Genomic DNA, 24,017 nt, shown 5'->3' on the forward strand with positions numbered 1-24,017 from the left:
TTCTCTCCACGCCGTGGACGGTCGGATAGCCGCTCCGGGGCGTTTCGGCATTCCCATTCCGGTCCTGATTAAGAGGAGGCAAGCATGGCCCGCATTGTCAGAATCCATGAATACGGTGACGCCAGTGTCCTGAAGCTGGAGTCGGTGGACATTCCCGCCCCGGCCGCGGACGAGGTGCAGATCAGCGTCAAGGCCTTCGGCCTGAACCGCGCGGAGGTGATGTTCCGCAGCCATGCCTACCTGCAGGAGGCGCAGTTCCCCAGTCGCCTGGGCTACGAGGCGGCGGGCGTGGTAGCGGCGGTCGGCAGCGCCGTCACGGGGCTCGCCGTCGGCGATGCGGTGAGCCTGATCCCGCCGCTGGATATCGCCTGCTGGGGGACCTATGGCGAGTTGGCCAACGTTCCGGCCTACCTGACGGTCAAGCATCCGGCGAAGCTGTCCTTCGAGCAGGCTGCCGCGTCCTGGATGCAGTACGTCACCGCCTGGGGCGCGCTGGTCGATCAGGCGAAACTGGGCAAGGGCGACTTCGTCCTGGTGACCGCCGCTTCCAGCAGCGTCGGCCTGGCCGCCTTCCAGATCGCGCGGCTGGTCGGCGCGACGGCCATCGGCATCACCCGCACCCGGGCGAAGAAGCAGGCACTGCTGGACGCCGGCGCGGCGCACGTCATTGTCAGCGATGAGGAAGACATCGTGCAGGTGGTCATGGCGCTGACCGACGGCAAGGGCGCCCGTGTGGTGTTCGATCCCGTTGGCGGCCCGTCCTTCGAGGCGTTGACCCAGGCCATGGCCAGGGGCGGCATTCTGCTGGAGTACGGTGCGCTGAGCCCGGAGCCGACGCCCTTCCCGCTGTTCACCGTGCTGGGCAAGAGCCTGACGCTCAAGGGCTACCTCTACGCCGAGATCGTCTCCGACCCCGCCGCACTGGCGCGCGCCAAGGACTTCATCCTGAAGGGGCTGGAGTCCGGCGAACTGAGCCCGATCATCGCCCGGACCTTCCCGCTGGAGGATATCCAGGAGGCACATCGTTTCCTCGAAGCCAACCAGCAGGTGGGCAAGATCGTGGTGACGGTCTGACTGGACCCGGAGCCATTTCTTGATCCGCTCTGGCCGCTGAGCGTGACGTTGCGCCGAGAGGACTTTGGCGCTTCATCAGCCTCTGTCGTAGCCAGAGATGCATCGGCTTCCCTGGCTACGACAGGTGCAGGTTTGAGGGGAGCGCGCGGCAGGCTGGTCATGCTGATTGGGCAGCTTTCCCAGCCTGTTATCGAAGGTCTCCTGGCTTCTCCGGTTCGACCTTGTTGTTCGCACCCCTGAGAAAGGCTGCCTGGCGCCAGGCCAATGGCTTCGGTTGTGAGGCGCGCTAGTCCGGTGTGCTTCCGGGCGAGCGGCTTGCTTGCGACAACCGCGCGCTTGCGTCCTGCCAACCCTGACCTTGCATATCGCGATATCCGTTATCGCGCCTTTGTGGCGGATAATTGACGATTTCTCCGTTTGTCGGATTCATCCCTTGAAGTAGTCAATTATCTGTCCGTTTTTCGGGCGCACTGATGGCATTGGGCTACTTTCCACGGGAGGTACAAATCTGCCTCGGGTGTGAAGCCAGAGAAGCGCAGGGACAGGTGATGTCGGGCGCATCTCGCTTCTTTCGATTGCTTGTCAGCGATACGAACTATCCACGCACCTGAGTTGGTTTGGGACCAAGCGGAGTATCAAGAAAGTAATGACCTGATGGATGCATGGATGGGAGGTTTCAACGAGCGTTGGCATCGTTCGGTGCGAAGTTGCTTTGGCGACGAAAAATCAGCTTGCACGGACCTCATCGCTCCAGACACTTGCCGCCCCATGGACCGCTCGACAGGCTCGTCCCCCGAATCTGCAGGCTCCCGACTCAGGGATTGATTGGCTGTGAGCGAAAACAGAGGTTGTCCGAGGCGTTTCAGCTTTGATGTGAGGGAAGGATCATGAGCGAGTCTTATCAGTGGGACTTCGGTTCGGTCGAGTCCGGCTTGCAATTCAAGGTTGTTTTCGACGGCACCGGCTTCACGGTGACCTGTATATCGGGATATCTGGATCTCAATGCCCTGTGGTTCTCGGATGGCGACAAGAGCGTTGATGGAACCGTCACGCTGACCAAGTCCGACAACAGTCTCAACCTGAACGGCACCGGGATTACCTGGGACGACTACTACAAGGTTTCCAGCACCGGGCTCGGATCGGCGGGAGAGGACAAGGCCAACTTCCTCACCGCCGGAGAATCGCTGTCGTTCTCGCTGGATACACTCGGCCTGCCATCGGAGATCAGCTCCTTGCTGGAGACCGATCCGACGCGCCTGATCCTTGGCGTTCGGGCCACCAGCGACAGCTCGTCCAGCGGCGACGGCAAGTACGTCGATACCAGCGGTACGAATATTTCGAGCGTCAACCACGCGCCGATGCTGGATACCGTGAGCGGCGGTACGGTGACCGATACAGCCAACGACGACACCTATTCCGACGTGACCGGCACCCTGCACGGCAGCGATCCCGATGGCGATGCGGTGAGCTTCGAGCTGGCGGGTTCTTCCGCCACCGAGGATAACGCGGACTTCGACGTGCAGAAGGACACGGCCTACGGCACCTTCTACCTGAACACCGCGAGCGGCGCCTACAAGTTCGTCGCCGACGACGCGGCGGTGGAAGCCCTGAAGACCACCGTGGCGCTGGACTTCCTGGTCAACGCCACCGACGGCACGGCCGACAGCGCGACCCAGACCCTCACCATCAGCCTGAACGGCGTCAACGATACGCCCGAGCTCTCGGCCACCCTGACGGAGCACACCTATACCGACACCATCGGCAACGACACCTTCGATAGCGTGACCGGCAGCCTGTCGACGGTGGACCGTGATACTGGCGAAACGGCGACCTATGCGATCAACGATGCGGATGTGGAGACCGGGACGTTCGAGATAAACGGCAACACCTACCAGCAGAAGCTGGCTGGTGGCCATGGCACGCTCTATCTGAATGCCATCGGCGCCTATGAGTTCGTCCCGCTCGACTCCGCCATCGAGGCGCTGGAGGCGAACGCCAACGAAAGCTTCACGCTCTCGGTGACCGATGGCTCGAGTGCGACCGATACCGCCACCCTGAGCATCAAGCTGATCGGCGCCCAGGATGCACCGGTGGTGGAGCCGGTGGTCGCGTCCTACACCGACACGGCTGCCGACGACACCTTCGACGACAAGATCGGCGCCCTGAGCGTGTCCAGCCGCGACAACGACACCAGCTTCAGCTTCGCCCTGGCCGGCAGCAGCGCGTCGCAGATGCAGGGCTACGACCTGCAGAACACCAGCAGCGCCTACGGCACGCTGTACCTGAGCAGCACCTCCGGCGAGTACAAGTTCGTCGCCAACGATGCCGCTATCGAGGCGCTGCAGTTCGGCAGCAATCCGAGCCTGGTGTACAACGTGACGGCCACGGCTGACGGTGCGACCTCGGACAGCCAGACCATCACCATCGGCATTACCGGCGCCAACGACGCGCCGCGCGACCTGGCGATGGCGGCGGTGGCCTTTACCAATGGCAACGGCATTCCCGGTGCCGGCGATACCATCGGAAGCCTCAGCGTGCCTGCCGGCGCCGATCCGGACGCTGGTGGTAGTTACTCCTATGGCCTTTCCAGCGCCAAGGCAGGAGCCCTGGGCGATGCGAGCATCTCCGCCGATGCGAGTGGGCTGTTTGCTGTCAGCACCGCGGGCGTGCTCAGCGCCACGGCGGGGCTTAATCCCGGAAGCATCTACGAAGTGACGGTCAAGGTAAGCCAGGGGGCGGGTGACTCGCTGGCCACCTACGACGAAACCTTCAGCATCGTCACCGGCACCAACGACTCCCCGGAAAACCTGCCGGGCAGCGGCTTCGATTTCGGAACGGGGGACGATGTCATCTATGGCCGCAACGGCACCGACATCATCCTGGCGGGCTCGGGCAACGACACCGTGTTCGGGCAGAACGGCAACGACGAGATCCATGGCGGCACCGGCATCGACCTGCTGTATGGCGGCAACAACGACAACGACACCTTCGTCTTCGCCTCCGGCGACACCGGCATCACCCTGGCCACCGCGGATACCATCGGTGACTTCAACTCGGCGGACGACACCATCGCCACCTCGCTGACACCGGGCAGCGTCACCATCGCCAACGGTTCGGGGCTGGCCGATTTTGCCGCCTTCGTCACCGCCGCCGACGCCGTGCTGGCGAGCGGCGCCGGCACCAACGATGCCTACATGGCCTGGAACGCGGCGGGCTCCGGCAACGGCTGGCTGGTCGTCGACGAGAACGACAGCGGCTCCGTCGATGCCGGCGACAACCTGATCGTGCTGACCGGGGTGAATACGGCGGGAGAGTTCGCGACTACCGATATCGTCTGAGCCGCCTTTGGCCGGCCGATACAAGCAAACGGGGCCGCGGTATGCGGCCCCGTTTTTTCCGGCTGCCACAGACGTCCCGGTCAGATGCTCATGACCTACGGGGCGATTGCCGGGGACCTGCACCGACTACGGTAATCACTCGTTCGCCAAGGGCCGCCCGGGCAACAGGGGCGCCGCGCCGGCCATTACTGACCCTCAGAAAGCAAAAACCGGTGGCAGTGGCGGCGTCCAACTGTCGCCAAAACTGTCACCGGTTCGGATGGGGCTTTTCTGGAGGGCCCGTGGAATCTGGAGCGGGCGAAGGGAATCGAACCCTGTTGGGACGGGTGTCGGTCCGCCTCTGTGCGCTTCAATTCGGCATCATGGAGGTAGGTGCTTTCCCGTTTTGGCCCATTCTGTCCCAATGGTTTCGACACCTTTTCGACACGTATCTGCTATCGCCATAGAAGGAATTTCTTGGGTAGAAGTGTCTAATCCAATTAGAGCATAGACACGCTGTTGGCGACTTCGTACTCTCGAAGTAGTTCTTGCCGATTTTGCTCTTTTGCCCATGTTGCATCTCAAGCGCCCGGCGTCGTTCGCTCAGAAGGCTATGTGCGAACAAAGAAGTTACTTTGATGTTTAAAGGAGAGGATCGATGCGTCTAGCAATCCCCTGTATGCAGTGCCTGCAAGAGTTTGGTCGTCCGTCTGGTGAGTTTCAGCGCGTAGAGTTTAAGGAAGATAATTTCTATGAAATTACCTGCTCTTTTGGACATACGACCGTAACGATACTTCAGCAGCAAAAATTTGAAGTATTGTTCGATATTGGTGCTCACGCAATATTGGACGGATACTATCGCGAGGCGGTTTCATCATTCACATCTAGCCTTGAGCGTTTTTACGAGTTTGCAGTTCGAGTTTTTCTTGATAAATCGACAGGCTCTGATGAACTATTCAGGATTGTATGGAAAGCTGTTTCCAGCCAATCCGAACGTCAGCTTGGTGCCTTCATATTTCTCTGGGCAACACATTTCAAAGAATCTGCATTTCTCCTGCCACAGAAGGCGGTCACCTTCAGAAATGAAGTGATTCACAAGGGAAGGATTCCAACTAAGGATGAAGCTATTGAATATGGGAATTCTGTGCTGGAGGTTCTCAGACCAAAGTTGAGGGCGCTTCAGAAGGAATTTCCTGATCAAGTTGGGAACTCTGTGTTTCGCCAAGTCCAAAGTGGTGCAGAAAAGGCTGGAGAACACGGTGGTTTTTCTACAATGTGCGCTTCAACAATAGTAAGTTTAAGTAATGGTGATGCAGGTCATCATGAGAAAGATCTTGAGCAGCATTTGTCTGTATTAAGCGATTCAAGAAAAGTTTTCGGCGCAGTTTAGATACGGCAATATTCTCGGTGGCTCTTAGCTTTGCTTTATAATTGGCGTATTTGTCAATTCATTATATTGGTCGCTAGTGCCCATTTGGGGGTTAATCTAATTCACCCCCGGGTGGGGCGGCGCGTTGAAAGTTGAGCTTCCATGCAAAGGAGTCGATCCTTCTTGAAAAATTGTAACTCGTCTCCGTATGTTTATTTTTAGAAGTTCGGTCATCTGGCGCGTCTTGAATGGTTTTATTTTGTGCTGATGTGTTCGACACTGTATATGCCATATCATTGGCTCCTTTTTTCTTGGAGCATTCTTAGTGCGTCATACATGTCTTGTGGTGGTCTTGATGCTAGCTCGGAGTCGCATATGAGGATGTTGGACTCTTTCAATAAGTTCTCTATGGTTTCTTTAAACCATTCTTGTGCTTTGGGGGATATTATTATTTTTTCTATTAGATTTTGAAGGTTTTTTATTTTTAAAGATATTCCGGGTGTGGGGTTTTTGATTTGGGTGGCGATGTCTATGTGTCTATTCCATCCTATAATTCTAACTTCTTTCTCAAATTCATAGGGATGAGACTTCGCAAGGAAGGGCGCTATTGGTGTTTCTAGGAATTTATCTTCGTTGTGGTTAAGGTAGTTAACTGGAGCTATTATTATATCTGTTAGGTCGGCATGGGGGGTTAATTCTGTGCGCAATTTTCCTATTGTTGTTTCTATGCAAATTGACTCGTTCCCGCCGTATATGGACCACATTGCTGAGCATTCGGATTCTGACCTATTCCAGCAGTTGACATATAGCCACTCTCTATTCACGGGGAATATTTGGGCTGCATCGTCTGATGGGTATGAGCCAAAGGGGGTTTCAAAAGTTCTCAAACGTATGTTTTCTCGAATAGGATTTTTCTGCTCGCATGGAGTGGCTGAGGGCCAATGGTAATTGAGTGCAAGATCAACTGAGAGTGCGTCGTTCGTCTTCGCTAGATAGTCTTTTGCCGATAGTCCACCCTCTAGTTTGTCTTCAAACAGTGACATCTTTGGGAGAAATAAGGTATGAGTTTGAATTAGGTTTAGAAGACGTGGAAGATCCATGTACCTACGCACAATGGTATCGTCCGTTAATTTGCTCTCATTTATTAGTTTGATCAACGGAAAGAGACCTTACCCCATCGGATTAAAACTGCTGGCAGCCGAGCAGTAACGCTGTTTTAACCAATTACTATTGGCCTTCCGGTCACTCTGCCACCTGCTTTCCCAAGAGCGGCATTCTTCCTTGAAAAACTGCTTCGCTCCTTTCCTACACTCACGGTAATCGATTGAGCCGTGCTTGTGGTTGGCGCATACGGATGCGCCATCGATATAGTTGTTGATTACCGTCCATTCTGCGTAGTAGTGGGCGCCTCCGCTCCACTTATCGACCCATGCGCCGGAGTGCTCGATGCTGTTGCGGCTCGATGTGCTCGATGACTTAGTTGGGTTCCGATAGGCCTCTGACTGCCGCACGGCTTTCATGTCGACGACATTCGCTGCTCCCTTGGGGGAGTAGTTGGTGTCGTTGTAGACGGTTTGCTTGGGCTGATTTTGCTGGCTGTTGCGCTTGTTGACGTCATCCCAGAACAGTTGCTCTGACGTCTTGCCCGGTTGGGTGGTGGGCTCGTTGAAGTCGTAGGTGGGGGTATAGCTTTCGGAGGGACTGGATTGAGCGACTGGTGGCTCAGGCGGTAAAGCGAGCTGCTTGTCAGCGATGTAGATGGCCAGGGCAGTGAAGCCTGCTCCGAGGGTGATTGCCACCGCCCATTTGCTCGCGTCCTGGCGTTTACGCTTAAGGTGCTGCGGCGCGTCGTCCCAATCGGCTTTCATCTGCTTTCACTCCATGAAACTGCTAGTGGATATCCCTTCCTATTGAACCAGCGCAGAGCCACCTTCGGTGGTATCGAGAGTTGGACGACAGAGACTAGGCCAATACTGTGGGGTCTGTCTCCGCCTTGGCGATGACAACGGCGCCACGAGCGAACTGATCCAAAGACACGAAAGGCGCCCTCGGGCGCCTTTTTCGTTGGGTCAGCCGACCCGCTGTTTCACTTCCTCGGCCAGCTCCGGATGGTTCCGCACGATACCGAACAGCCTCACCAGGGCGACCGGTGGCTCGGTCTCGCCGCGCTCGTACCGGCTGAAGGCATTCGGCCCGCCGCCGAAGATCTCGCCGGCCTCACGCTGGGACAGATGTAGCAGGTCTTTTCGTACCGCGCGGATCAGCACCTGATTGCCGCTGGACTCGTTGACCTGCTTGCGCAGCTCTGCCATTGCCTGCATGACACGACCGGATTCGCCCGGGCCGGTGATCGACTCGCCGCAGGCATCGCACCAGTCGGCCTCGACCTGCGCAATGGTGATGGACTTCCCCTTGTAGGTGTAGGGGAGGTCACGGGTTTCGTGGACCAGGTCAGCCTGGCCGCAAACCGGACATCTCATGGTCACTTCTCCTTGAATGAAACGATGAGCAGGTCGCCCATCAGGGTGAGCTTGATATAGGCCTGCCTGCTGTTGACGAAGGGGCGGTACACGTCCTGCCAGAGGGTGTGGTCCGCGTAGGTCGTCATGCTCTTGTAGAAGTCGCGGGAAGAGAGGGCAGTGATTACGGCAAGGGCTTCTTCCTCGGACTCCAGCCCAAGGTCCAGCGCACCTTCCAGAGCCACGCGAGTGAAGCGGAATCGCTGCTCGGTGACAGCCAGCTTGACCAGTTGAAGCTTGAAGTGTGGGGTGCGCTTTTCCATTACGCAAAAGTAACCTTAAAGGTTACTTTCTGTCAACCTATTAGGTTTATTTGCCGCCTGCAGCCGCTTCCATACGGCTGCTGAGAAATAGCACTGCTTCAGTTGATCACTGCGGGGCTTTCGGTCGCTCTGCCATCTATCTGCCTTCCCAGGAACGGCATTCCGCCTTGAAGAACTGCTTCGCTCCTTTCCCGCACTCGCGGTAATCGATTGAGCCGTACTTGTGGTTAGCGCATGCGGATGAAGTCGTAGGAGGGGGTATAACTTTCGGAGGGGCTGGATTGAGCGACTGGTGGCTCTGGCGGGAAAGAGAGCTTCTGATCGGCGATGTGGATGGCCAGGGCAGTGAAGCCAGCTCCGAGGGTGATTGCCACTGCCCATTTGCTTGCGTCCTGGCGTTTACGCTTGAGGTGCTGCGGTGCGTCGTCCCAGTCTGCCTTCACGGTGCCTTTCCTTGGCTTTCATGTTCGGAGGCATTGTGCCGTCTGGCAGCGCTATCGGCCGGAGTCATTCCATCGCCTGAGTCTGGTCGCTATTTATTTGGTTGCTCAGACTTAGTTTCGTTTCTTAAAATTTGGCTAAGCTCGGCAATCTCGACAGCGTAGCGAAATTTTCTTAGCTCCAGGGATGCGGAAAGAGCAGCAGCGACGCAACTGGTGACTATTACGGTTGCGGCGTAAACCAAGAAATTTGTCCAGTTATCAGCATAGCCTCCGGTCAATATGCGCCAGATTGAAATTCCTTTTTCGTCAAGTTTTTCGAATGTTTCCCAGCCGGTTTTTAGGGTTGTTAATATGGTGAGGCTGCCTCCTCCTATGAGAATTCCTAGTCTTCTTTCAACCCGCTTTATCTTGGTGTCGAAAAGACTCTTAGCGACTTTGAGGTGATGTTGGTTTATATCTTGGATTAGCTCTGCGTTCTTTAGATCGTTTTGGGATTGCTGTTTGAATATTGAAAAAAAGGCTGTTCTCTTTTTTGAATGCATCTCTGGTGGTGAGAGTTATTACTATGCATAGGGAGGCAAGTGCCATTGCGACGCTGATTATGATTGCTATGATGGCTACATGTTTTGCAGTGCTTGAAATTGGACTGACATACTGTGTCCAGGCAGCTAATAGAAGTATGATTGCGTAGATTGATAAGGCGATTACTATTAGTCCGTTGGAAACCTTATTGAAAACTTCCTCGTAGTAGGTTTTTGTGTTTTTTATTTTTTCTCTTTTCAGGTTGCCAAGTCGATCCAGTGCTTCTATCACCCCATTTATTGGGATGGCGCTCTCCACAGTGCTTTTTGGCTTTCCAATATCCATGACGTGACAAATCCGTTGTCTGTGTTATTGCTACTGTTCGCCTGATGGTTTTGTGATCTGCTCGCTGAGGGGCTTTCCCCCGTTTTGGCTTCTTAGGGATGCGTAGTCTTGAAGGCCGCCCATGAATTTATAAATGGCAAATATCATCACCAAAGTGAATATGATTTTTTGAACTGTTCTCTCATCCATGACGGTTCCTTTTGTTGAACCAGCGCAGTGCCGCCTTCCCTGTCAGCTCTACCCCACGTTGGGTTTGGGCAATTTTTCATTTGCTTCGTCATATTCGGGGCTGGTCTGCCCGGATTCCGGTGCGATTTTTCCCGTGACCATCCAATAGGCGTACTCCGGAGCGAGGGCAACGAGTGCGTTGATATCGTCTTCGTTGACTCGTCTACCCCCTCTCCTAAGTGCATACCACTTTTCGCGATCAATCCCCGTCAACTGCTCAAGCTTCTTAGCTGTCAGTTTTTTCCTCGCGAGTATGGCGATTATTCGCTCTCTCATTTCCCCGTTTCACCACGCTCTATCGGCACCGGCTGATAGTCGCGCATTTGTGCCGACCTAAAATCATAACTATTCATCCATCAAATATTGATGGATGAATAGCATCAGTAATGACACGAATAGTGACGGAACGAGAATGGAACTGGAAGAGCTGGAACCCGCGTCGCTTGTAGGCCCGCAGCAAGATGTGGAACCCATCGAGAAATGGGCCGAACGCAACGGCGTCACGTTCGGCACCGCTCGCGCCTGGGTTTACCGAGGTGTCCTTCCCTCCGTGAAGCTCGGAAAGCTGCGCATGGTGAACAGCGCGCTGCTCCGTTCATGGCTGCTGGAACAGGAGTGGACCGCATGAGCCGCACCGATCCGCAGTTCAAGCTCCGTATGCCCCCGGCCCTCCGTGCCCAGGTTGAGCAAGCCGCCGAAGCGTCTTTCCGCTCCCTGAATGCTGAGCTGGTCTTCCGCCTTCAACAGAGCTTCGAAGGGGAGGTGCCCGCCGATGCTTCTCAGCAAGTACCTGTACCAACCGCACGTACCGGACTGCGACTGCTCTGTCTGCTGGTCCCGTCGCGAACTAGCGAAACCCGCTGCCTCCCGATCCACACCCTGCACCGAGTGCCGCCTTACGCGGGTCTTCACGGTCGTTACCACGATGGCGCTGGTCGCTGGAGTGTGGCGATCGATCCACTCGACGTACCGGGTGGATCGGGGTTTTACCTGCGACAAACACATGCCCGCGCTCCGTCCGCCGAAGTACTGGCACGTTGTCTACGACAGCGGCAGGCCGACCCCCTTCGTTCCCGTGCACGAACCCTTCGAGCTGGAGGGCTGAGCCATGTCGACTGATGCCGCGACCTTCCTCGTTGAAGGTGTGCTCTTCGTCTTCATCTTCGGGGTGCTTCCGACCTTCGCTGTGATGCACGAAGTTTCTCGTTGGTCCGAACGGAACAACCGCGCTCAGGCCAAGCCGGTCCAGGGCCGCCGCACCGGCTTGTCCGAACACGCTTTTCCGTTCGGACAAACGGAGCGCCGGGCGAAGCGCACCCTTGACCGCGCACCACCCTGAATAGCCTCAGCTCGGGAGTGAGGGGCAGCTCCACCGCCCCGCGCTCCTGAGCCCTCGGCGGCAAGAGCGGGATGGTAAGGGCAGCGCCCTTACGACGTTGCTCTTCGCTCTCTCCGCCACCCACCACACCCAAAACCAAGGCACCACCACCCCCGCTGAATGACGGCCACCACGCGCCCACATTGCAGCAGCGGGCCAACTCATGCCCGAAAAAGGCAAAGGAGCACTACATGAACATGTTTGCGACCACTGGCGGCGTAGTTGAACTGTGGGTCACCAAGACCGACACCTACACCTCCACCAAGACCGGCGAAATCTACGCCAGCGTCCAGGCCATCTCCCCGATCCCCGAAGGCGCTCGCGGCAACGCCAAAGGCTTCGAGATCAGCGAGTACAACGTCGAACCGACCTTGCTCGACGGCATCGTCTTCGCCGGCTCCCCGGTGCTGTGCAAGTTCGCCAGCGTCGTCCGCCCGACCCAGGACCGTTTCGGCCGCACCACCAACACCCAGGTCCTCACCGAACTGCTCGCCATCGGCAAGGACCCGCAAGCCCCGGCCCGCCCGGCTGCCCAGCAGCAGACCCAGCGTCCCGCGCAACCGACCAGCGACAAGCCCGCCGCCGACAAACCCGGCGACGCGACCAAAAGCTGAGTAGGGCAGGGCGACCATGAATTTTCTCGCCTGTGACGGCGACTGGGCGCCGGGCGCCAATGGCACGGCCATCTGCACCGGCACCCTGCACGTCTTCACCGGCGAGGAAATGCAGAGCCAGTTCGGCTCTGCACTCACCTGGGAACAGGTCGCCGAGCTGCGTGGCGAAGTGCTCACGCTCTTCGCCATCGCTTTCGGCTTTCTGGTCCTGAAACGACTGCTCAAATAGCGAGGAACCACCTCATGAACCAACTGAAACGCAATCTCCAGCGCCACGCCTCGGCGTTCGGTCGCAAAGCCGCCGCCGTCGGTGCGCTGTCCCTCGGCGCTGTCGGTGTCGCCCTGGCCGATGTACCGGAGTCGGCCACCAAGTCGCTCGAAAGTGCGGGTGGCGACATCGGCACCATCGGCTGGGCCGTCATGGGCCTGCTGATCGCCGCTGCGGCCTTCAAGTACATGCGCCGCGCCCTGTAATCCCCCACCGCTTCAACAGCCGAAGCACCGAACCCCGCTCCGGCGGGGTTCTTTTTGTCCGGAGATCGCCCATGACCATCCAATGGTTCGTCCTCATCGTCACCACCCTGGCGTTCGCCGTGGTGTTTTTCGGGCGGGTGTGAAGATGCGCCTGCGGCTTCTCCTTGCACTGATCGTCTGGCTGCTCTGGCCGTTGGCGGCGAGTGCGGAGGAATACTACTGGAACGGTCCCTATGGCAGAGCAAGCTCAGCGGCGGGAGCTTGCGAGTTGGCAATCAAGCCATCAGCCGGGAGAAACACCGTCACCGTTTCCAAGATGTCCGAGACGAAGTTTCGCTGCTTGTTCAGGAATTCGGTCGGGCAAGCCAGCATGGAGTTTTATGTAGACCGCTATGGTGACTCCTGCGGCCCCGGTGCCAAGGTGGATTCCGCGACCGGCGCATGCGTAGTTCCCCCATCGGTCTGCGAGGCCAAGACTGGCCAGCAAGTTCCCTGGGGCCTGAAGGTCCCAGGCTACGTCAGCGGCGGCGGCAAACACGGGCTCATGGAGCACGGCCAGGTCGACGGCTGTCAGGTCGACCTCGGCACCTTCACCTGTGCCAAGGCCAACGACGGCTCCGACATGGGCTATTGCCTCGGCCTCGGCAGCTTCACCGGCAAGGTCGCCAACAACGAACCGGGCCTGGGCGGCACGGCGGCAGGCACCGACACCTCGACCGCCCCGGACGGCCCGCACACCCCCGACAACCCCGAAAACTGCCCCGAGGGCATGGTCGCGTCCGGTGGCGGCTGCGTCCCCAAGACCCCGACAGACAACCCCTCGACCAGCGATGGCTGCGAGTTCAGCCTCGACCCCCACTGCGGCAAGGACGACCCGAAGAAACCCGGTACCGGCGACAGCACTGACGACAGCACCACTGACGGCACCGCCAACGGCTGTGCCTTCAGCCTCGACCCGAACTGCGGCAAAGACCCGAAGCACTCCGGCGACGGCACCACGGATGGCGACGGCGGAAAAGGCACCGGCTCGGATAACGGTTCCGGCGATGCCCCCGGTGACGGCACCGGCGCCGATAAGGACGGCAGCGACAAAGGCGATGGCAAGTGTGACCCCAAGGACGACAGCAAATGCGCCGAGCAGGGCGACGACGACAAAGACCAGCAGTGCGACCCCGCCACCGACCCGAACAAATGCGAAAAATCCAACGCCTCCGGAACCGCCTGTGACGCCGAACTGAAGTGCACCGGCGACGCCGTGCAGTGCGCCATGCTCCGCCAGCAGAAAGACCTGCGCTGCAAGATCGAAGACCTCAACGACTTCGACAAGCACAAGGGCGAGATCGGACAGGCCGTCCAGGGCGAGAAGTTCGAGCTCGCCAAGGACACGGACATCGAATTCCCGTCCTTCATCAACAGCGGCACGCGCTTCCTGCCCGCCAGCTGCCCCGCAGCCAAGACCTTCTCCCTGCAAACCGCAGGCGGCCACACCTTCGCGCTCAGCTACGAGCCGTTGTGCGCGGCTGCCACCGACCTTGGCTACCTGATCGTCATTGCGGCCAGCGTCTTCTCCGCGCTGTACGTCGGCCGCGCCTTCGGAGGTGACTGATGCAATTCCTCTTCATCGCGCAACTGCTGGTCATGATCCTCGGCCCCCTCGTCAGGATGGTCCTGCGCATGCTCGGATTCGGCTTCGCGACCTACTTCGGCATCAACCTCGCCCTGGATCAGGTGCGCAGCTACATCATTTCCCATGCCGGACAGACCGCGATCCTGATTCAGCAGATCCTCGGACTGGCCAAGATCGATATCGCCATCAACATCCTCCTCGCCGCCATCGTCACCCGCGCCGTGCTCTCCGGCCTCGACAAGCGCACCGACCGCAAACGCAAGCAGATCTGGAATAAGCCGGGTCGCGACTACATCGACGCCTAAGGGAGACCGGCCATGCTCTATATCCGCACCGGCAAGCCCGGCCACGGCAAGACCCTCAACACCATCCGCGAAGTCGATCAGAAGGCCCACAAGGAAGGCCGGGTGGTCTACTACCACAACGTCGCCGACCTCAAGACCGACAAGCTCCAGGCGGCGTGGTTCGAGTTCGACGACCCGTACAAATGGTACGAACTGCCCCACGACGCCATCATCGTCGTCGACGAGGCCCAGGGTTGGTTCGGCGTCCGCGATCCCCGGCAGAAACCGCCGGAGCACATCAGCCGCTTCGAGACCATGCGCCACCAGGGCCACGAAGTGCACCTGGTCACCCAGGACCCGCGCTACATCGACGTCCACCTGCGCCGCCTGTGCAACGGCCACATCCACTACTGGCGGGTCTTCAAAAGCCAGCAGCTGCTGCGCTTCGAATCCGAAGTGGTCATCGAGGCCGTGGAGAAAAAGACCAGCTTCAAGGACGCCGACAAGACCGCCCTCAAGCTCGATAAGAAATACTTCGGCGTCTACACCAGCACCCAGGCCAAACATCACTTCGCCTTCAAGCCGCCGAAGAAATTCGTGCTCGCCATACTGGTGATCTTCACCGCGGCGTTCCTCGTCTACCGTGCCTACCAACGCTACGACCAGGGCGCCCACCCCGCACCATCGGCCAGCCCCGGCGGCGGCCCCGCACAGCCAGCCCTATCGGCCACAACGGAGAAGGGCGTGGTCGATCAGGTCAGCTCCACCGTCGGCGCGCTGATCAAGCCGGTGGGCGGCGGCGATGAGGCCAAGCCGCTGACCACCGAGCAATACCTTGAGCGCCGAACGCCCCGCGTGCCCGACCTGCCAGCCTCGGCCCCGGTCTACGACCAGCTCACCGTCCCGGTCAGCCATCCGCGTATCTACTGCCTGTCCACCAGCGACCCGGCGCTCGTCGCAAAGCGCCCGAAGAACACCGTCCAAAAGGGCGAGTCCTGCCAGTGCTACACCCAGCAGGGCAGCAAGTTCGCCACCAGCTTCGAGTTCTGCCTGAACGTCAGCCACGACGGCTACTTCGACCCCACCATCCCCGACCGAAGTCCCGCCGAGCAGCAGATGGCGCAGCAACCCCCACCGCCACCCGCACCCCCGCCCGAGCAGTTGGCCACTCAGGCGCCCGACGGCCCGCGGCTGACCATCATTCCGCACGAGCAAGGCAAGTTCCTCTGGTAGCCCGCCGGGCCCGTTTTGCGGATGGAGCCGAGGAACGAGGCCCACCGCAATCGGCCCGGCGCGGCCGGTCCGACGACCCTGTAACACGTCGGATAACCCACTGAACCCAGTTTCGTTTTGTTCCTATTTGGAGTCTTTCCAATGACCAAGCCGCAACATCAAGTCCGCGTCACCCTCAAGCCCGGTGGCGAAATTTTTGAGTCGCCCGAAGGGCGTTTGTTCTTCGACGACAAGCTCGCCAAATTCACTGATCTGTCCGGCGTGCGCCTGCTTCGTTGCGGCGTGGATACGGTTCGGCAGCTGTACAACGGCCTGATCCGCCCCGAGGTCATGGCGATCTTCGATGAGCCGGAAGATATCGTCGAGTTTGCCGGCTACCAGTGGGCCAAGGGCCGAATCGGTCGCGACTCCGGCTACCAGTATCGGCTACAGAACGCCGATATGGGGCTGATCCTGCTGATCAAGAATCACAACGTGAAGCTGGAGAACATCGGGTCGCACCTCAAGATTGAAGTCTCGCCCCACGCCCTGGACGGTGCCGATCCGTCGATTTTGCAGGGTGTGCTAGATGACCTTGCCGCTGGTGTTCTGGCCGCCTGCGAAGTGAACCAGTGCGCCGTACACCTCGCACTCGACGTGCAGGGCTGGACGCCATCCAGTGACCTCATCGAGCGCATGCGTTGCCGCTCGCACCGGGTACGCCAGATCAACGGGATCGACCGTATCGAGTTCGACGGCAACGCCTCGACGTATGGGCGTGGTGAAACCTTCATGTTCGGCTCGGCCAACGGCCTGCAGCTGTGCATCTACAACAAGACGCTACAGGCCCGGAGCACCGACAAGCTCGACTATTGGGAAAACGTCTGGGCTTCCCTCAATGGCGATCCCTTCGGCGACGGCGAACCCGCGTATAACCCACTGGAAACCGTGTGGCGCATCGAGTTCCGCTTCCATCACTCGGTCATCCAGCAGTTCTCCGAAGGCTCCCGGATGGCCTCTGGCGAGGTGATCGGCTGCCGCACCTACTCGGGTCTTTGCCCGCATCTGCAAGGGCTGTGGGAATACGCTTGCGACAGCTTCCGCCTGTTGCTGGAGAACCCCAAGTGGTTCGATCCGTTCTGGTCTCTGATCACTTTGGATACCAAGGTGCAGGTAGAGGCAGATCCGCTCATCGAGCGCGCCGAATACCGCCGCTACTACAAGACAGCTCAAGGCTTCTCCGGCAAGAACTGCGAGATGTTCCTGGGCCAGTTCGCCAGCCTGATCGCACGGGAGCGCGTGCCCCCAAAAAAGGCCCTGGAGGTCGGGAGAACGCTTCCATTTTGGCACGTGATCGAAGATCACTACACCGCCAAGGGCTACAGCACTCGCGACCTCGAAAGGCACGTAATTGGACTCATAAATGATCGGTACTTGAAGCGGGGGTACGCGATCTAATGAGCATCACCAAGCTCCCCGATGGCCGCTGGTTTGTCGATGTCGAGCCGATCAAGGGAAAGCGTTTCCGCAAGCGCTTCAAGACTAAGATGGAAGCGCAGCAGTTCGAAGCCAACGCGCGCCAGAAATGCGCAGAGAACCCGAACTGGACGATCAAGCCCAAGGATCGCCGCAAGCTCTCCGAGCTGGTGGAACTCTGGTATGAGCTACACGGCCAGACGCTCGCCAATGGCAAACGCTGTGTGGCGATTCTGCGGCTGATAGCCAAGGACCTGGGCGATCCCGTAGCGGCGACCCTGGAGCCTGCCAAAGTGGCTCGTGTGCGCTCTTTGCAGGTCGCTAAAGGCATGTCGGGCAAGTACGCCAACAACCGGCTCGGCTACCTCAAGTCGATGTACAACGAACTCCGACAATTGGGAAGTATCGACTACGAGAATCCAGTCGGACGCATGCGCCCGCTGAAGCTTCAGGAAAAGCCGCTGTCATACTTGACCAAGCATCAGGTAGCCGAGCTGCTGGCCGCGCTCGATGCCCGTACCACCTCGCCGCATCCGAAGATGGTTGCTCGCATTTGCCTCGCAACAGGTGCTCGATGGGGAGAAGCCCAGGCCCTGACACCCGAGCGGTTGAAAGGCAATACGGTCATCTTCGCCAATACCAAGTCGAAGCGTGTTCGCTCGGTGCCGATCTCGGAAGGGTTGGCTAAAGAAATTCGCCAGCACTGGCAGACCCACGGGCCGTTCACCAACTGCCTCGGCGTGTTCCGCATCGTGTTGCTGTCCACGTCGATCAAGCTTCCGAGAGGGCAGGCCAGCCACGTGCTGCGCCATACCTTTGCCAGTCACTTCATCATGAACGGCGGACACATCGTGACGTTGCAGCACATCCTGGGACATGCGTCGCTGTCGATGACTATGCGATATGCACATCTTTCCGAGGATCATCTGTCTGAAGCTGTCCGCTTCAACCCCTTGGGTGGAATTCGCATGGGCGACAACCGGTAGGTGACGTTCGTGATGGCTTTTTGATAGCGTCTTGGGCGGGCAATTAGGACGGTAGTGCCTGTGCGTGCATCGCATGACATCAACAATGGAGGTTAGAAATGTCGGACCATCAAGTTCTTTGCATCAACAAGACCAATCGACTCAGCGCTCATGAGCGTATCCACTCTATCGGCGGAGTGAATCCGGATGGTAAGCGGTGGAAGCTTTCGCAGCAGGATGCGATTGCAGGCATCGAGTCGGGGAAGTGGCGCTTCTATGTGAGCGCTGGCGGCCATTCTGTCTGGGTGATCGTTGCGGTGAGCGCAGCGGGAAACAAGTACTTGAAAACGCAGAATGACGGTGAACAGCCCAACAACCTTCTCAGCCTGCCTGAGTGCCCCTAAGCAAGGTACTTCGACACTTTTTCGACACCTTCCCGGCCCCCAAAACGCAAAACCCCCGAAACGCTAGGCATTTCAGGGGTTCGGCAGGGTGTTCTGGAGCGGGCGAAGGGAATCGAACCCTCGTCATGAGCTTGGGAAGCTCAGGTAATGCCATTATACGACGCCCGCTTGGGGGTGCCTTTTTACCAGAAGGCGGAGGCTTAGTGAAGCCTTGGTCGGCGAGGACGATCGATGGTGCGGGTTTCGGGAGGCACCGGGCGCAATGAAAAACCGGGGGCGGTGGGTGGTGGCCGGCCCCCGGTGGCGTGCGCTGGCTGCATCAGCCCACCATGGCGGCGATCGGTACGCCCTGGTTGTTGGGCAGGTACGCCGGGGAGAGCATGGGCTTGCGCTGGGGTTGGAGGAAGGCGAGGAGGTGGTCCTGGGTTTCCTGCCAGGCCTGCTTGTGCTCCACGTCGATGAAGTGACCGGCGTTGCGGATGGTGCGGAATTCGCAATCGCGGATCAGTTGCTGGAACAGGCGCGCCTCGGCCGGGGTGGTGTAGATGTCCAGCTCGCCGTTGAGGAACAGCAGCGGGATGTCGATGGCCGAGAAGTTCTCCATGTAGCTTTCCGCGCTGAGCTTGAGCACCTGGCAGATGTGGAAGTGCATCTGCTGGTATTCGTGCTCGTCCAGGCCGCTGACGTGGCGGAAGTTGTAGCGCTTGAACAGCTGCGGCAGGTAACGGCCGATGGTGTCGTTGACCAGGTTGCCGACGTTGGGACGATCGCACGCGGCGAGGTAGTCCAGGCCGCGGTGCAGGTAGTCGAGCATCGCGGCGTTGAGCAGCGGCGAGAAGGAGTTGATCACCGCCTTCTGGATGCGCGCCGGGCGCTCGGCCAGGGCCAGCAGGGTGGCGACGCCGCCCCAGGAGAAGGACATCACCACGTCGGCCTCGTAGTGCTCGATCAGCTCCAGCAGCAGGGCTGCCTCGTACTCCTTGGTGATCGGCTCGCGGCAGTCGTTGTGGAGCTTGGACTGGCCCGCGTAAGGCTGGTCGTAGCAGACCACGTTGAAGTGTGGCTGCAGGTATTTCACCGTTTGCGCGAAGGAGGCGGTGGTCGCCAGCGAGCCGTTGACCAGGATGATGGTCTGGCGCGCTTCCCTGTTGGCGTGGAACTCCGTGTGTACCCGGTGTTGCTGAATCTCGACGACGGCGGTTTCCGGCCTCATGTCGTTTCCCTCCAGACGCAGGTCATAGGAACGCATCCACGATCGGATGCGAAGAAATTACCCAGGCAGAGGAAAGCGCCTTGACGTGACAGCTTCGTGTCAAACGGCGAAAGTTAATATTTTCTTAATTTTCAATCAGTTACGGAATCACGAGGCAGCGTTCCGGCACCGGTTCCGGCGCGGAATGAGGACTCTTGATCAGGCAGGGAAGGTGCGGCGTGGAGTACGGCTGCCGCGATGAAGCGCTCTTGGACGTAATGCGTGACTCATTGGTCACGCTTGGGCCAGAGTTAAGCAGGAGGGTTCGTGGCACGCAACCGCCGGCGGGCGATTGTTCAGGCTGCCGGCGCGGATTCCGACGAAGTGACATTTCTCTTCGCGCCGGACCGGCGCTTTGGGCAGGGCCGATTACACTCTTTGTGTTAGTCCTTTCTTCCCGCCGCGGATGAGCGAATTCGACGTGCTCCTCTTCAGGCCGACACCTCGGACGGAGCGGGTCAATGGCACTGCACCCCTTGCTGCGCGCTCTGCAGGTCCTGCCGGCTGCCTGGCTGTGCACGCTGGCCACGGCCACCGACCGTTATGGCTGCGAGGTGCCGGTCCGCGTCGCCTATACCTGCAACCTGGTGTTCTTCCACGATGACGGCGGCATCGATCCCGACCTGATCGCCGAGCTGGCGCGGCGCAGCGGCTGCCGCTTCGAAGCCTCGGTGCGGCCGCGCGACGAGATCTGGCGGATGCTGGAAAGCGGCGACCTGGAGATGGGCACCAGCGGCGTGGCCACGCCGCCGCGGCGCGCCTTCACTTACCTGCTGCCGTATGTTTATCTGCGCAACAAGCTGATCGTGCCGGTCGAGCTGGGCAACATGCAGTCGCTGGACGACTTCCACGACCTGCCCGGCGCGCGCATCGGCGTGATCGCCGGCTACCGCCACGGCCCCTATATCGACACCATGCTGCGCATCCTGCGGGGCGAGGGGCGGGTGGTCGAGTTCCACGACGACACCACGCGCTTCACCGCGCTGCTCAACGGCGACGTCGAGGGGGGGGTCGGCCACCAGCTGAACCTGGAGGGCGCCGTCTCCGATCGCCGCGAGCGCGCGCGGTTCCGGGTGGTCGAGGTGATGAACGGCCCGTCCACGCCGCACCATCTGATGCTCTCGCGCAGGCGCTTCACCCCGGCGCAGAGCGCCGAGTGGCTGCGGCTGATCGAGGCGCTGTGGCTGGACGGCAGCCTGGCCGGGATCATTCGACGCAACACGTCGCCGGCGACGGCGGCGGAACTTCTCGATAGCGGATATCGCTACGGCTCAACGGACAGAGGCTGGTGAAGATGAAGGTATTCAAACGGGGCGTTCCGCTGCAGTTGCTGGTGGCCGGGGCGATCATCCTCAGCATGCTGGCACTGGCGAGCGCGTTGCTGATCCAGGGCTACCGCGGCGTGGAAGGCGCCTTGGTGGCGGCGGCGGGCGAGTCGGCCAGCCAGCTGGGGGCGACGATCAACGAGCGCATCCGCCGGCTGATCGACCCGGCGGAGAGCGCGCTGCGGCTGATGACCCACGACCCCATCTCGCAGATCGACAACCTGCCGGCACGCCTGGAGCGCCTGCCGATGCTGGTGGAGAACCTGCGCGCCAACCGCACCCTGAGCGCGGTCTACATCGGCTACCCGAACGGCGAGTTCATGCTGATCCGCGCGCTGCGCCAGTCCGAGGTGCGCCGTGTGCTGCAGGCGCCGGACGCGTCGAAGTACCTGGTGCAGAGCCTGACCCTGGACGACCAGGGCGCGCTGCGCGGCGAGTGGCGCTTCTACGACAAGGAGCTGCAGCTGCTGCGGGTGCAGGAGCGGCCGGACTACCATTTCGATCCCCGCCAGCGGCCGTGGTACATGGAGGCGCGCAATAGCAGCAGCACGGTGCTGACCCGGCCCTACGTGTTCTTCACCACCCGCGAGATCGGCCTGACCCTGGCGCACCGCAGTGTCGACGGCGCGGCGGTGATCGGCATGGACGCCTCGGTCAACGACCTCGGCGGCGAGATGGGCGACCTGCGCCAGACGCCCAACACGGAGCTGGCGGTGGTGGATGGCCGGGGCACGGTGATCGCCTACCCGGACCTGGCCAGGCTGATGATCCACCATGACAAGGAGCTGCGCCTGGCGACCCTGGACGAGCTGGGCGTGCCCAGTCTGACCCGGCTGAGCGCCACCACCATACCGGCTGGCGTGCCCCAGGTCTTCGACGTCGACGGCGAGAGCTGGTACGGCATCTGGGTGCCGCTGTCGAACTTCATCAACAGCGAGGTGCGGGTGCTGATCGCCATTCCGGCCGCCGAACTGCTGGCCGGCGCGCGCCAGCTGCTGTTCAACCAGGCCCTGTGGAGCGCGGTGCTGCTGCTGGTGCTGCTGCTGATCGGCTGGTACCTGGGCCGGCGCATCGCCCGTCCGCTGACCGCGCTGGCCGACCAGGTGGGCGCCCTGGCGGCCTTCGACTTCGCCCGGCCGGTGGGGGTGACGTCGAAGATCGCCGAGGTGCGCGACCTGAGCCGCGTGCTGGGCAGCATGTCGCGCACCATCCACAACTTCCAGGCCATCACCCTGACGCTGAGCCGCGAGACGCACCTGGAGAGCATGCTCGAGGGCGTGCTCTCGCGCCTGGTGGAAGCCACCGGCGTCATGGGCGGCGCCGTGTACCTGCTGGAGGACGAGGACTGCCGCCTGCGCCTGGCCTGCACGGTGAATGGCGAACAGTACCCGCAGTCGATGCTCATCGAGGGCTTCACCGAGGGGCAGCTGGCCGAGCGGATGGATCACGCGCTGGTCAACCGCGGGCAGTACCTGGAGGTTTCGCTGCGCAATCGCAGCGACGAGCTGCTGGGCATTCTCGTCCTGCAACTGGCCGCGGAGGGCGCCGACAGCAGCCAGCCGCGCAAGCCGTTCAAGCGCTTCGTCGAGGAACTCTCCGGCGCCGCCGCCGTGGCCATCGAGACGCGCCAGCTGATCGAGGCCCAGCAGCGCCTGCTGGACGCCATCATCAAGCTGCTGGCCGACGCCATCGACGCCAAGAGTCCCTACACCGGCGGCCACTGCGAGCGCGTGCCGCAGCTGGCCGACCTGTTGCTGCAGAAGGTCATCGACTGCCACGATGGCGAGTACGCCAGCTTCACCATGAGCGACGTGGAGCGCTACGAGTTCCAGATCGCCGCCTGGCTGCACGATTGCGGCAAGATCACCAGCCCCGAATACGTGGTGGACAAGGCCACCAAGCTGGAGACGCTGTACAACCGCCTGCACGAGGTGCGCACGCGCTTCGAGGTGGTCTGGCGCGACATCGAGCTGGATTACTGGCGCGGCATGGCCGAGGGCAACGACATCGGCCTGCTGGCGGCGCGACGGGACGCGCTGCATGAGGCGCTGCGCGAGGACTACGCCTTCGTCGCCCAGGCCAACATCGGCGGCGAGTTCATGCAGGACGAGGACGTCGAGCGCCTCAAGCGCATCGGCGAGCGCCGCTGGCTGCGCTACTTCGACGACCGCCTGGGGCTTTCCCGCGACGAACTGGAGCGCCTGCAGGGCTACCCCGCGCCGACCTTGCCGGCGGAGGAATGCCTCCTCGCCGACAAGCCCGAGCACCGCGTGCCCTGGGGCGAGCGCAAGCCGCCGGTGGACAAGGACGACCCGCGCAACGTCTGGGGCTTCGACATGCGCCTGCCGCCCTGCGCGAGCAACCACGGCGAGCTGTACAACCTCGGCATACGGCGCGGCACGCTCACCGAGGAGGAGCGCTTCAAGATCAACGAACACATCGTCCAGACCCTGATGATGCTTTCCACCCTGCCGCTGCCGCGCCACCTGCGCCGGGTGCCGACCATCGCCGCCACCCACCACGAGAAGATGGATGGCACCGGCTACCCGCGCAGGCTGTCGCGGGAGCAGATGGGCATTCCGGAGCGGGTCATGGCGATCGCCGATATCTTCGAGGCGCTGACCGCCGCCGACCGCCCGTACAAGGCGCCGAAGACGCTGTCGGAGTCGCTGAAGATCCTGGCCTTCATGGCCCGCGACCAGCATATCGACGCGGAGCTGTTCCGCCTGTTCCTGACCCAGGGGGTGTACCTGGAATACGGCGAACGCTTCCTGCGGCCGGAGCAGATGGACGCGGTGGAGGTTCCGGCGCTGCTGGCGGTTCTGGAGGGTGTGAAGGCGTAACGCGTTACGCCGCACGTTCCGGCTCTCGCAGGAGCGGACCCTGTCCGCGAAACATCACCGCACGGACTTTCGCGGACAAGGTC

Annotated in this window: 26 protein-coding genes, 1 tRNA gene and 1 pseudogene; 18 read left to right on the forward strand and 10 right to left on the reverse strand. The window is 60.3% G+C overall.

All coding sequences use genetic code 11. The annotated features are described in order from the left end of the window. Positions 1–84 precede the first annotated feature (84 nt). From AC3B6A_RS06075 to AC3B6A_RS06085, 3 genes are all read left to right on the forward strand, one after another. Positions 85–1,074: a zinc-dependent alcohol dehydrogenase family protein gene (locus AC3B6A_RS06075; RefSeq protein WP_488401393.1), complete on the forward strand. Its 990-nt coding sequence runs from the start codon at positions 85–87 to the stop codon at positions 1,072–1,074. A gap of 887 nt (positions 1,075–1,961) precedes the next feature. Continuing rightward, positions 1,962–4,412 (forward strand): beta strand repeat-containing protein, encoded by a 2,451-nt coding sequence (locus AC3B6A_RS06080; protein ID WP_488401394.1) that lies wholly within the window; start codon positions 1,962–1,964, stop codon positions 4,410–4,412. 637 nt (positions 4,413–5,049) lie between these two features. Beyond that, positions 5,050–5,781: a hypothetical protein gene (locus tag AC3B6A_RS06085; protein WP_488401395.1), complete on the forward strand. Its 732-nt coding sequence runs from the start codon at positions 5,050–5,052 to the stop codon at positions 5,779–5,781. Positions 5,782–6,053: 272 nt separating this feature from the next. On the opposite strand, the gene AC3B6A_RS06090 is transcribed toward AC3B6A_RS06085, so the two are convergent. From AC3B6A_RS06090 to AC3B6A_RS06125, 8 genes are all read right to left on the reverse strand, one after another. Beyond that, positions 6,054–6,917, reverse strand: coding sequence for a hypothetical protein (locus AC3B6A_RS06090; RefSeq protein ID WP_488401396.1), 864 nt, complete (start codon positions 6,915–6,917; stop codon positions 6,054–6,056). Between the two features lie 12 nt (positions 6,918–6,929). Next, entirely contained in the window at positions 6,930–7,628 is a 699-nt protein-coding gene (locus tag AC3B6A_RS06095) for a hypothetical protein (RefSeq protein ID WP_488401397.1), read from the reverse strand. 201 nt (positions 7,629–7,829) lie between these two features. After that, positions 7,830–8,240, reverse strand: a complete 411-nt coding sequence (locus tag AC3B6A_RS06100) for a type II TA system antitoxin MqsA family protein (protein ID WP_488401398.1) — start codon at positions 8,238–8,240, stop codon at positions 7,830–7,832. A gap of 2 nt (positions 8,241–8,242) precedes the next feature. Further along, a complete protein-coding gene (locus tag AC3B6A_RS06105) occupies positions 8,243–8,542 on the reverse strand; it encodes a type II toxin-antitoxin system MqsR family toxin (protein WP_488401399.1) in 300 nt (99 codons plus the stop codon). 227 nt (positions 8,543–8,769) lie between these two features. After that, positions 8,770–8,985, reverse strand: a complete 216-nt coding sequence (locus AC3B6A_RS06110; RefSeq protein ID WP_488401400.1) for a hypothetical protein — start codon at positions 8,983–8,985, stop codon at positions 8,770–8,772. Between the two features lie 89 nt (positions 8,986–9,074). Continuing rightward, on the reverse strand, positions 9,075–9,527 hold the full coding sequence (locus AC3B6A_RS06115) for a YuaM family protein (RefSeq protein ID WP_488401401.1): 453 nt from the start codon (positions 9,525–9,527) through the stop codon (positions 9,075–9,077). Further along, the gene (locus tag AC3B6A_RS06120) at positions 9,412–9,852 is read right to left on the reverse strand and encodes a hypothetical protein (protein WP_488403759.1); all 441 of its coding nucleotides are present in this window, start codon (positions 9,850–9,852) and stop codon (positions 9,412–9,414) included. The genes AC3B6A_RS06115 and AC3B6A_RS06120 overlap by 116 nt, the downstream gene beginning before the upstream one ends. A 237-nt stretch (positions 9,853–10,089) precedes the next feature. Further along, positions 10,090–10,356: a helix-turn-helix domain-containing protein gene (locus AC3B6A_RS06125; RefSeq protein ID WP_488401402.1), complete on the reverse strand. Its 267-nt coding sequence runs from the start codon at positions 10,354–10,356 to the stop codon at positions 10,090–10,092. A gap of 136 nt (positions 10,357–10,492) precedes the next feature. On the opposite strand from AC3B6A_RS06125, the gene AC3B6A_RS06130 reads away from it, so the two are divergent. From AC3B6A_RS06130 to AC3B6A_RS06190, 13 genes and pseudogenes are all read left to right on the forward strand, one after another. After that, positions 10,493–10,708 carry a DNA-binding protein gene (locus tag AC3B6A_RS06130; protein ID WP_488401403.1) on the forward strand — a complete coding sequence of 72 codons (216 nt, stop codon included), beginning with the start codon at positions 10,493–10,495 and terminating at the stop codon, positions 10,706–10,708. A 29-nt stretch (positions 10,709–10,737) separates the two neighbouring features. After that, a pseudogene (locus AC3B6A_RS06135) lies at positions 10,738–10,782 on the forward strand (hypothetical protein); the annotation flags it as partial. A gap of 70 nt (positions 10,783–10,852) precedes the next feature. After that, positions 10,853–11,185 carry a lysogeny maintenance protein PflM gene (gene pflM / locus AC3B6A_RS06140; RefSeq protein WP_488403529.1) on the forward strand — a complete coding sequence of 111 codons (333 nt, stop codon included), beginning with the start codon at positions 10,853–10,855 and terminating at the stop codon, positions 11,183–11,185. A 3-nt stretch (positions 11,186–11,188) separates the two neighbouring features. Continuing rightward, positions 11,189–11,419, forward strand: a complete 231-nt coding sequence (locus tag AC3B6A_RS06145) for a hypothetical protein (RefSeq protein ID WP_488401404.1) — start codon at positions 11,189–11,191, stop codon at positions 11,417–11,419. Between the two features lie 230 nt (positions 11,420–11,649). Continuing rightward, positions 11,650–12,072, forward strand: coding sequence for a DNA-binding protein (locus AC3B6A_RS06150; protein WP_488401405.1), 423 nt, complete (start codon positions 11,650–11,652; stop codon positions 12,070–12,072). 16 nt (positions 12,073–12,088) lie between these two features. Beyond that, positions 12,089–12,301: a hypothetical protein gene (locus tag AC3B6A_RS06155; protein WP_488401406.1), complete on the forward strand. Its 213-nt coding sequence runs from the start codon at positions 12,089–12,091 to the stop codon at positions 12,299–12,301. Between the two features lie 14 nt (positions 12,302–12,315). Then, complete coding sequence (locus AC3B6A_RS06160; RefSeq protein WP_488401407.1) at positions 12,316–12,546, forward strand: major capsid protein; 231 nt, start codon at positions 12,316–12,318, stop codon at positions 12,544–12,546. 145 nt (positions 12,547–12,691) lie between these two features. Next, positions 12,692–14,152, forward strand: a complete 1,461-nt coding sequence (locus AC3B6A_RS06165) for a virulence factor TspB C-terminal domain-related protein (protein ID WP_488401408.1) — start codon at positions 12,692–12,694, stop codon at positions 14,150–14,152. Further along, the gene (locus tag AC3B6A_RS06170; protein ID WP_488401409.1) at positions 14,152–14,478 is read left to right on the forward strand and encodes a DUF2523 domain-containing protein; all 327 of its coding nucleotides are present in this window, start codon (positions 14,152–14,154) and stop codon (positions 14,476–14,478) included. The genes AC3B6A_RS06165 and AC3B6A_RS06170 overlap by 1 nt, the downstream gene beginning before the upstream one ends. Positions 14,479–14,490: 12 nt before the next feature. Beyond that, positions 14,491–15,690 carry a zonular occludens toxin domain-containing protein gene (locus AC3B6A_RS06175; RefSeq protein ID WP_488401410.1) on the forward strand — a complete coding sequence of 400 codons (1,200 nt, stop codon included), beginning with the start codon at positions 14,491–14,493 and terminating at the stop codon, positions 15,688–15,690. Positions 15,691–15,831: 141 nt separating this feature from the next. Continuing rightward, on the forward strand, positions 15,832–17,127 hold the full coding sequence (locus AC3B6A_RS06180) for a phage replication initiation factor (protein ID WP_488401411.1): 1,296 nt from the start codon (positions 15,832–15,834) through the stop codon (positions 17,125–17,127). Further along, entirely contained in the window at positions 17,127–18,131 is a 1,005-nt protein-coding gene (locus AC3B6A_RS06185; RefSeq protein WP_488401412.1) for a phage integrase, read from the forward strand. Before AC3B6A_RS06180 ends, AC3B6A_RS06185 begins: the two co-directional genes overlap by 1 nt. 98 nt (positions 18,132–18,229) lie before the next feature. Beyond that, positions 18,230–18,514 carry a DUF3892 domain-containing protein gene (locus AC3B6A_RS06190; protein ID WP_488401413.1) on the forward strand — a complete coding sequence of 95 codons (285 nt, stop codon included), beginning with the start codon at positions 18,230–18,232 and terminating at the stop codon, positions 18,512–18,514. 94 nt (positions 18,515–18,608) lie between these two features. Here AC3B6A_RS06190 and AC3B6A_RS06195 read toward each other — a convergent pair. Both AC3B6A_RS06195 and AC3B6A_RS06200 read right to left on the reverse strand, forming a co-directional pair. After that, a tRNA-Gly gene (locus AC3B6A_RS06195) sits at positions 18,609–18,682 on the reverse strand. Positions 18,683–18,833: 151 nt separating this feature from the next. Continuing rightward, the gene (locus AC3B6A_RS06200) at positions 18,834–19,727 is read right to left on the reverse strand and encodes an alpha/beta fold hydrolase (protein ID WP_488401414.1); all 894 of its coding nucleotides are present in this window, start codon (positions 19,725–19,727) and stop codon (positions 18,834–18,836) included. Positions 19,728–20,227: 500 nt separating this feature from the next. Here AC3B6A_RS06200 and AC3B6A_RS06205 point away from each other — a divergent pair, with 500 nt between their 5' ends. Then, positions 20,228–21,058 carry a substrate-binding periplasmic protein gene (locus tag AC3B6A_RS06205; RefSeq protein ID WP_488401415.1) on the forward strand — a complete coding sequence of 277 codons (831 nt, stop codon included), beginning with the start codon at positions 20,228–20,230 and terminating at the stop codon, positions 21,056–21,058. Between the two features lie 2 nt (positions 21,059–21,060). After that, positions 21,061–23,934, forward strand: a complete 2,874-nt coding sequence (locus tag AC3B6A_RS06210; RefSeq protein WP_488401416.1) for an HD domain-containing phosphohydrolase — start codon at positions 21,061–21,063, stop codon at positions 23,932–23,934. Positions 23,935–24,017 lie beyond the last annotated feature (83 nt).

Source organism: Pseudomonas sp. B12(2026) (genome assembly GCF_057767015.1).

Excerpts from the sequence above, each read along its gene's own strand:
- AC3B6A_RS06165 (WP_488401408.1), top strand. The coding sequence starts at position 12,692 with ATGCGCCTGCGGCTTCTCCTTGCACTGATCGTCTGGCTGCTCTGGCCG.
- AC3B6A_RS06150 (WP_488401405.1), top strand. The coding sequence starts at position 11,650 with ATGAACATGTTTGCGACCACTGGCGGCGTAGTTGAACTGTGGGTCACC.
- AC3B6A_RS06125 (WP_488401402.1), bottom strand. The coding sequence starts at position 10,356 with ATGAGAGAGCGAATAATCGCCATACTCGCGAGGAAAAAACTGACAGCT.
- AC3B6A_RS06200 (WP_488401414.1), bottom strand. The coding sequence starts at position 19,727 with ATGAGGCCGGAAACCGCCGTCGTCGAGATTCAGCAACACCGGGTACAC.
- AC3B6A_RS06160 (WP_488401407.1), top strand. The coding sequence starts at position 12,316 with ATGAACCAACTGAAACGCAATCTCCAGCGCCACGCCTCGGCGTTCGGT.
- AC3B6A_RS06100 (WP_488401398.1), bottom strand. The coding sequence starts at position 8,240 with ATGAGATGTCCGGTTTGCGGCCAGGCTGACCTGGTCCACGAAACCCGT.
- AC3B6A_RS06180 (WP_488401411.1), top strand. The coding sequence starts at position 15,832 with ATGACCAAGCCGCAACATCAAGTCCGCGTCACCCTCAAGCCCGGTGGC.
- AC3B6A_RS06130 (WP_488401403.1), top strand. The coding sequence starts at position 10,493 with ATGGAACTGGAAGAGCTGGAACCCGCGTCGCTTGTAGGCCCGCAGCAA.
- AC3B6A_RS06175 (WP_488401410.1), top strand. The coding sequence starts at position 14,491 with ATGCTCTATATCCGCACCGGCAAGCCCGGCCACGGCAAGACCCTCAAC.
- AC3B6A_RS06190 (WP_488401413.1), top strand. The coding sequence starts at position 18,230 with ATGTCGGACCATCAAGTTCTTTGCATCAACAAGACCAATCGACTCAGC.
- AC3B6A_RS06085 (WP_488401395.1), top strand. The coding sequence starts at position 5,050 with ATGCGTCTAGCAATCCCCTGTATGCAGTGCCTGCAAGAGTTTGGTCGT.
- AC3B6A_RS06075 (WP_488401393.1), top strand. The coding sequence starts at position 85 with ATGGCCCGCATTGTCAGAATCCATGAATACGGTGACGCCAGTGTCCTG.
- pflM (WP_488403529.1), top strand. The coding sequence starts at position 10,853 with ATGCTTCTCAGCAAGTACCTGTACCAACCGCACGTACCGGACTGCGAC.
- AC3B6A_RS06080 (WP_488401394.1), top strand. The coding sequence starts at position 1,962 with ATGAGCGAGTCTTATCAGTGGGACTTCGGTTCGGTCGAGTCCGGCTTG.
- AC3B6A_RS06105 (WP_488401399.1), bottom strand. The coding sequence starts at position 8,542 with ATGGAAAAGCGCACCCCACACTTCAAGCTTCAACTGGTCAAGCTGGCT.
- AC3B6A_RS06115 (WP_488401401.1), bottom strand. The coding sequence starts at position 9,527 with ATGCATTCAAAAAAGAGAACAGCCTTTTTTTCAATATTCAAACAGCAA.
- AC3B6A_RS06155 (WP_488401406.1), top strand. The coding sequence starts at position 12,089 with ATGAATTTTCTCGCCTGTGACGGCGACTGGGCGCCGGGCGCCAATGGC.
- AC3B6A_RS06120 (WP_488403759.1), bottom strand. The coding sequence starts at position 9,852 with ATGGATATTGGAAAGCCAAAAAGCACTGTGGAGAGCGCCATCCCAATA.
- AC3B6A_RS06095 (WP_488401397.1), bottom strand. The coding sequence starts at position 7,628 with ATGAAAGCCGATTGGGACGACGCGCCGCAGCACCTTAAGCGTAAACGC.
- AC3B6A_RS06210 (WP_488401416.1), top strand. The coding sequence starts at position 21,061 with ATGAAGGTATTCAAACGGGGCGTTCCGCTGCAGTTGCTGGTGGCCGGG.
- AC3B6A_RS06205 (WP_488401415.1), top strand. The coding sequence starts at position 20,228 with ATGGCACTGCACCCCTTGCTGCGCGCTCTGCAGGTCCTGCCGGCTGCC.
- AC3B6A_RS06145 (WP_488401404.1), top strand. The coding sequence starts at position 11,189 with ATGTCGACTGATGCCGCGACCTTCCTCGTTGAAGGTGTGCTCTTCGTC.
- AC3B6A_RS06170 (WP_488401409.1), top strand. The coding sequence starts at position 14,152 with ATGCAATTCCTCTTCATCGCGCAACTGCTGGTCATGATCCTCGGCCCC.
- AC3B6A_RS06185 (WP_488401412.1), top strand. The coding sequence starts at position 17,127 with ATGAGCATCACCAAGCTCCCCGATGGCCGCTGGTTTGTCGATGTCGAG.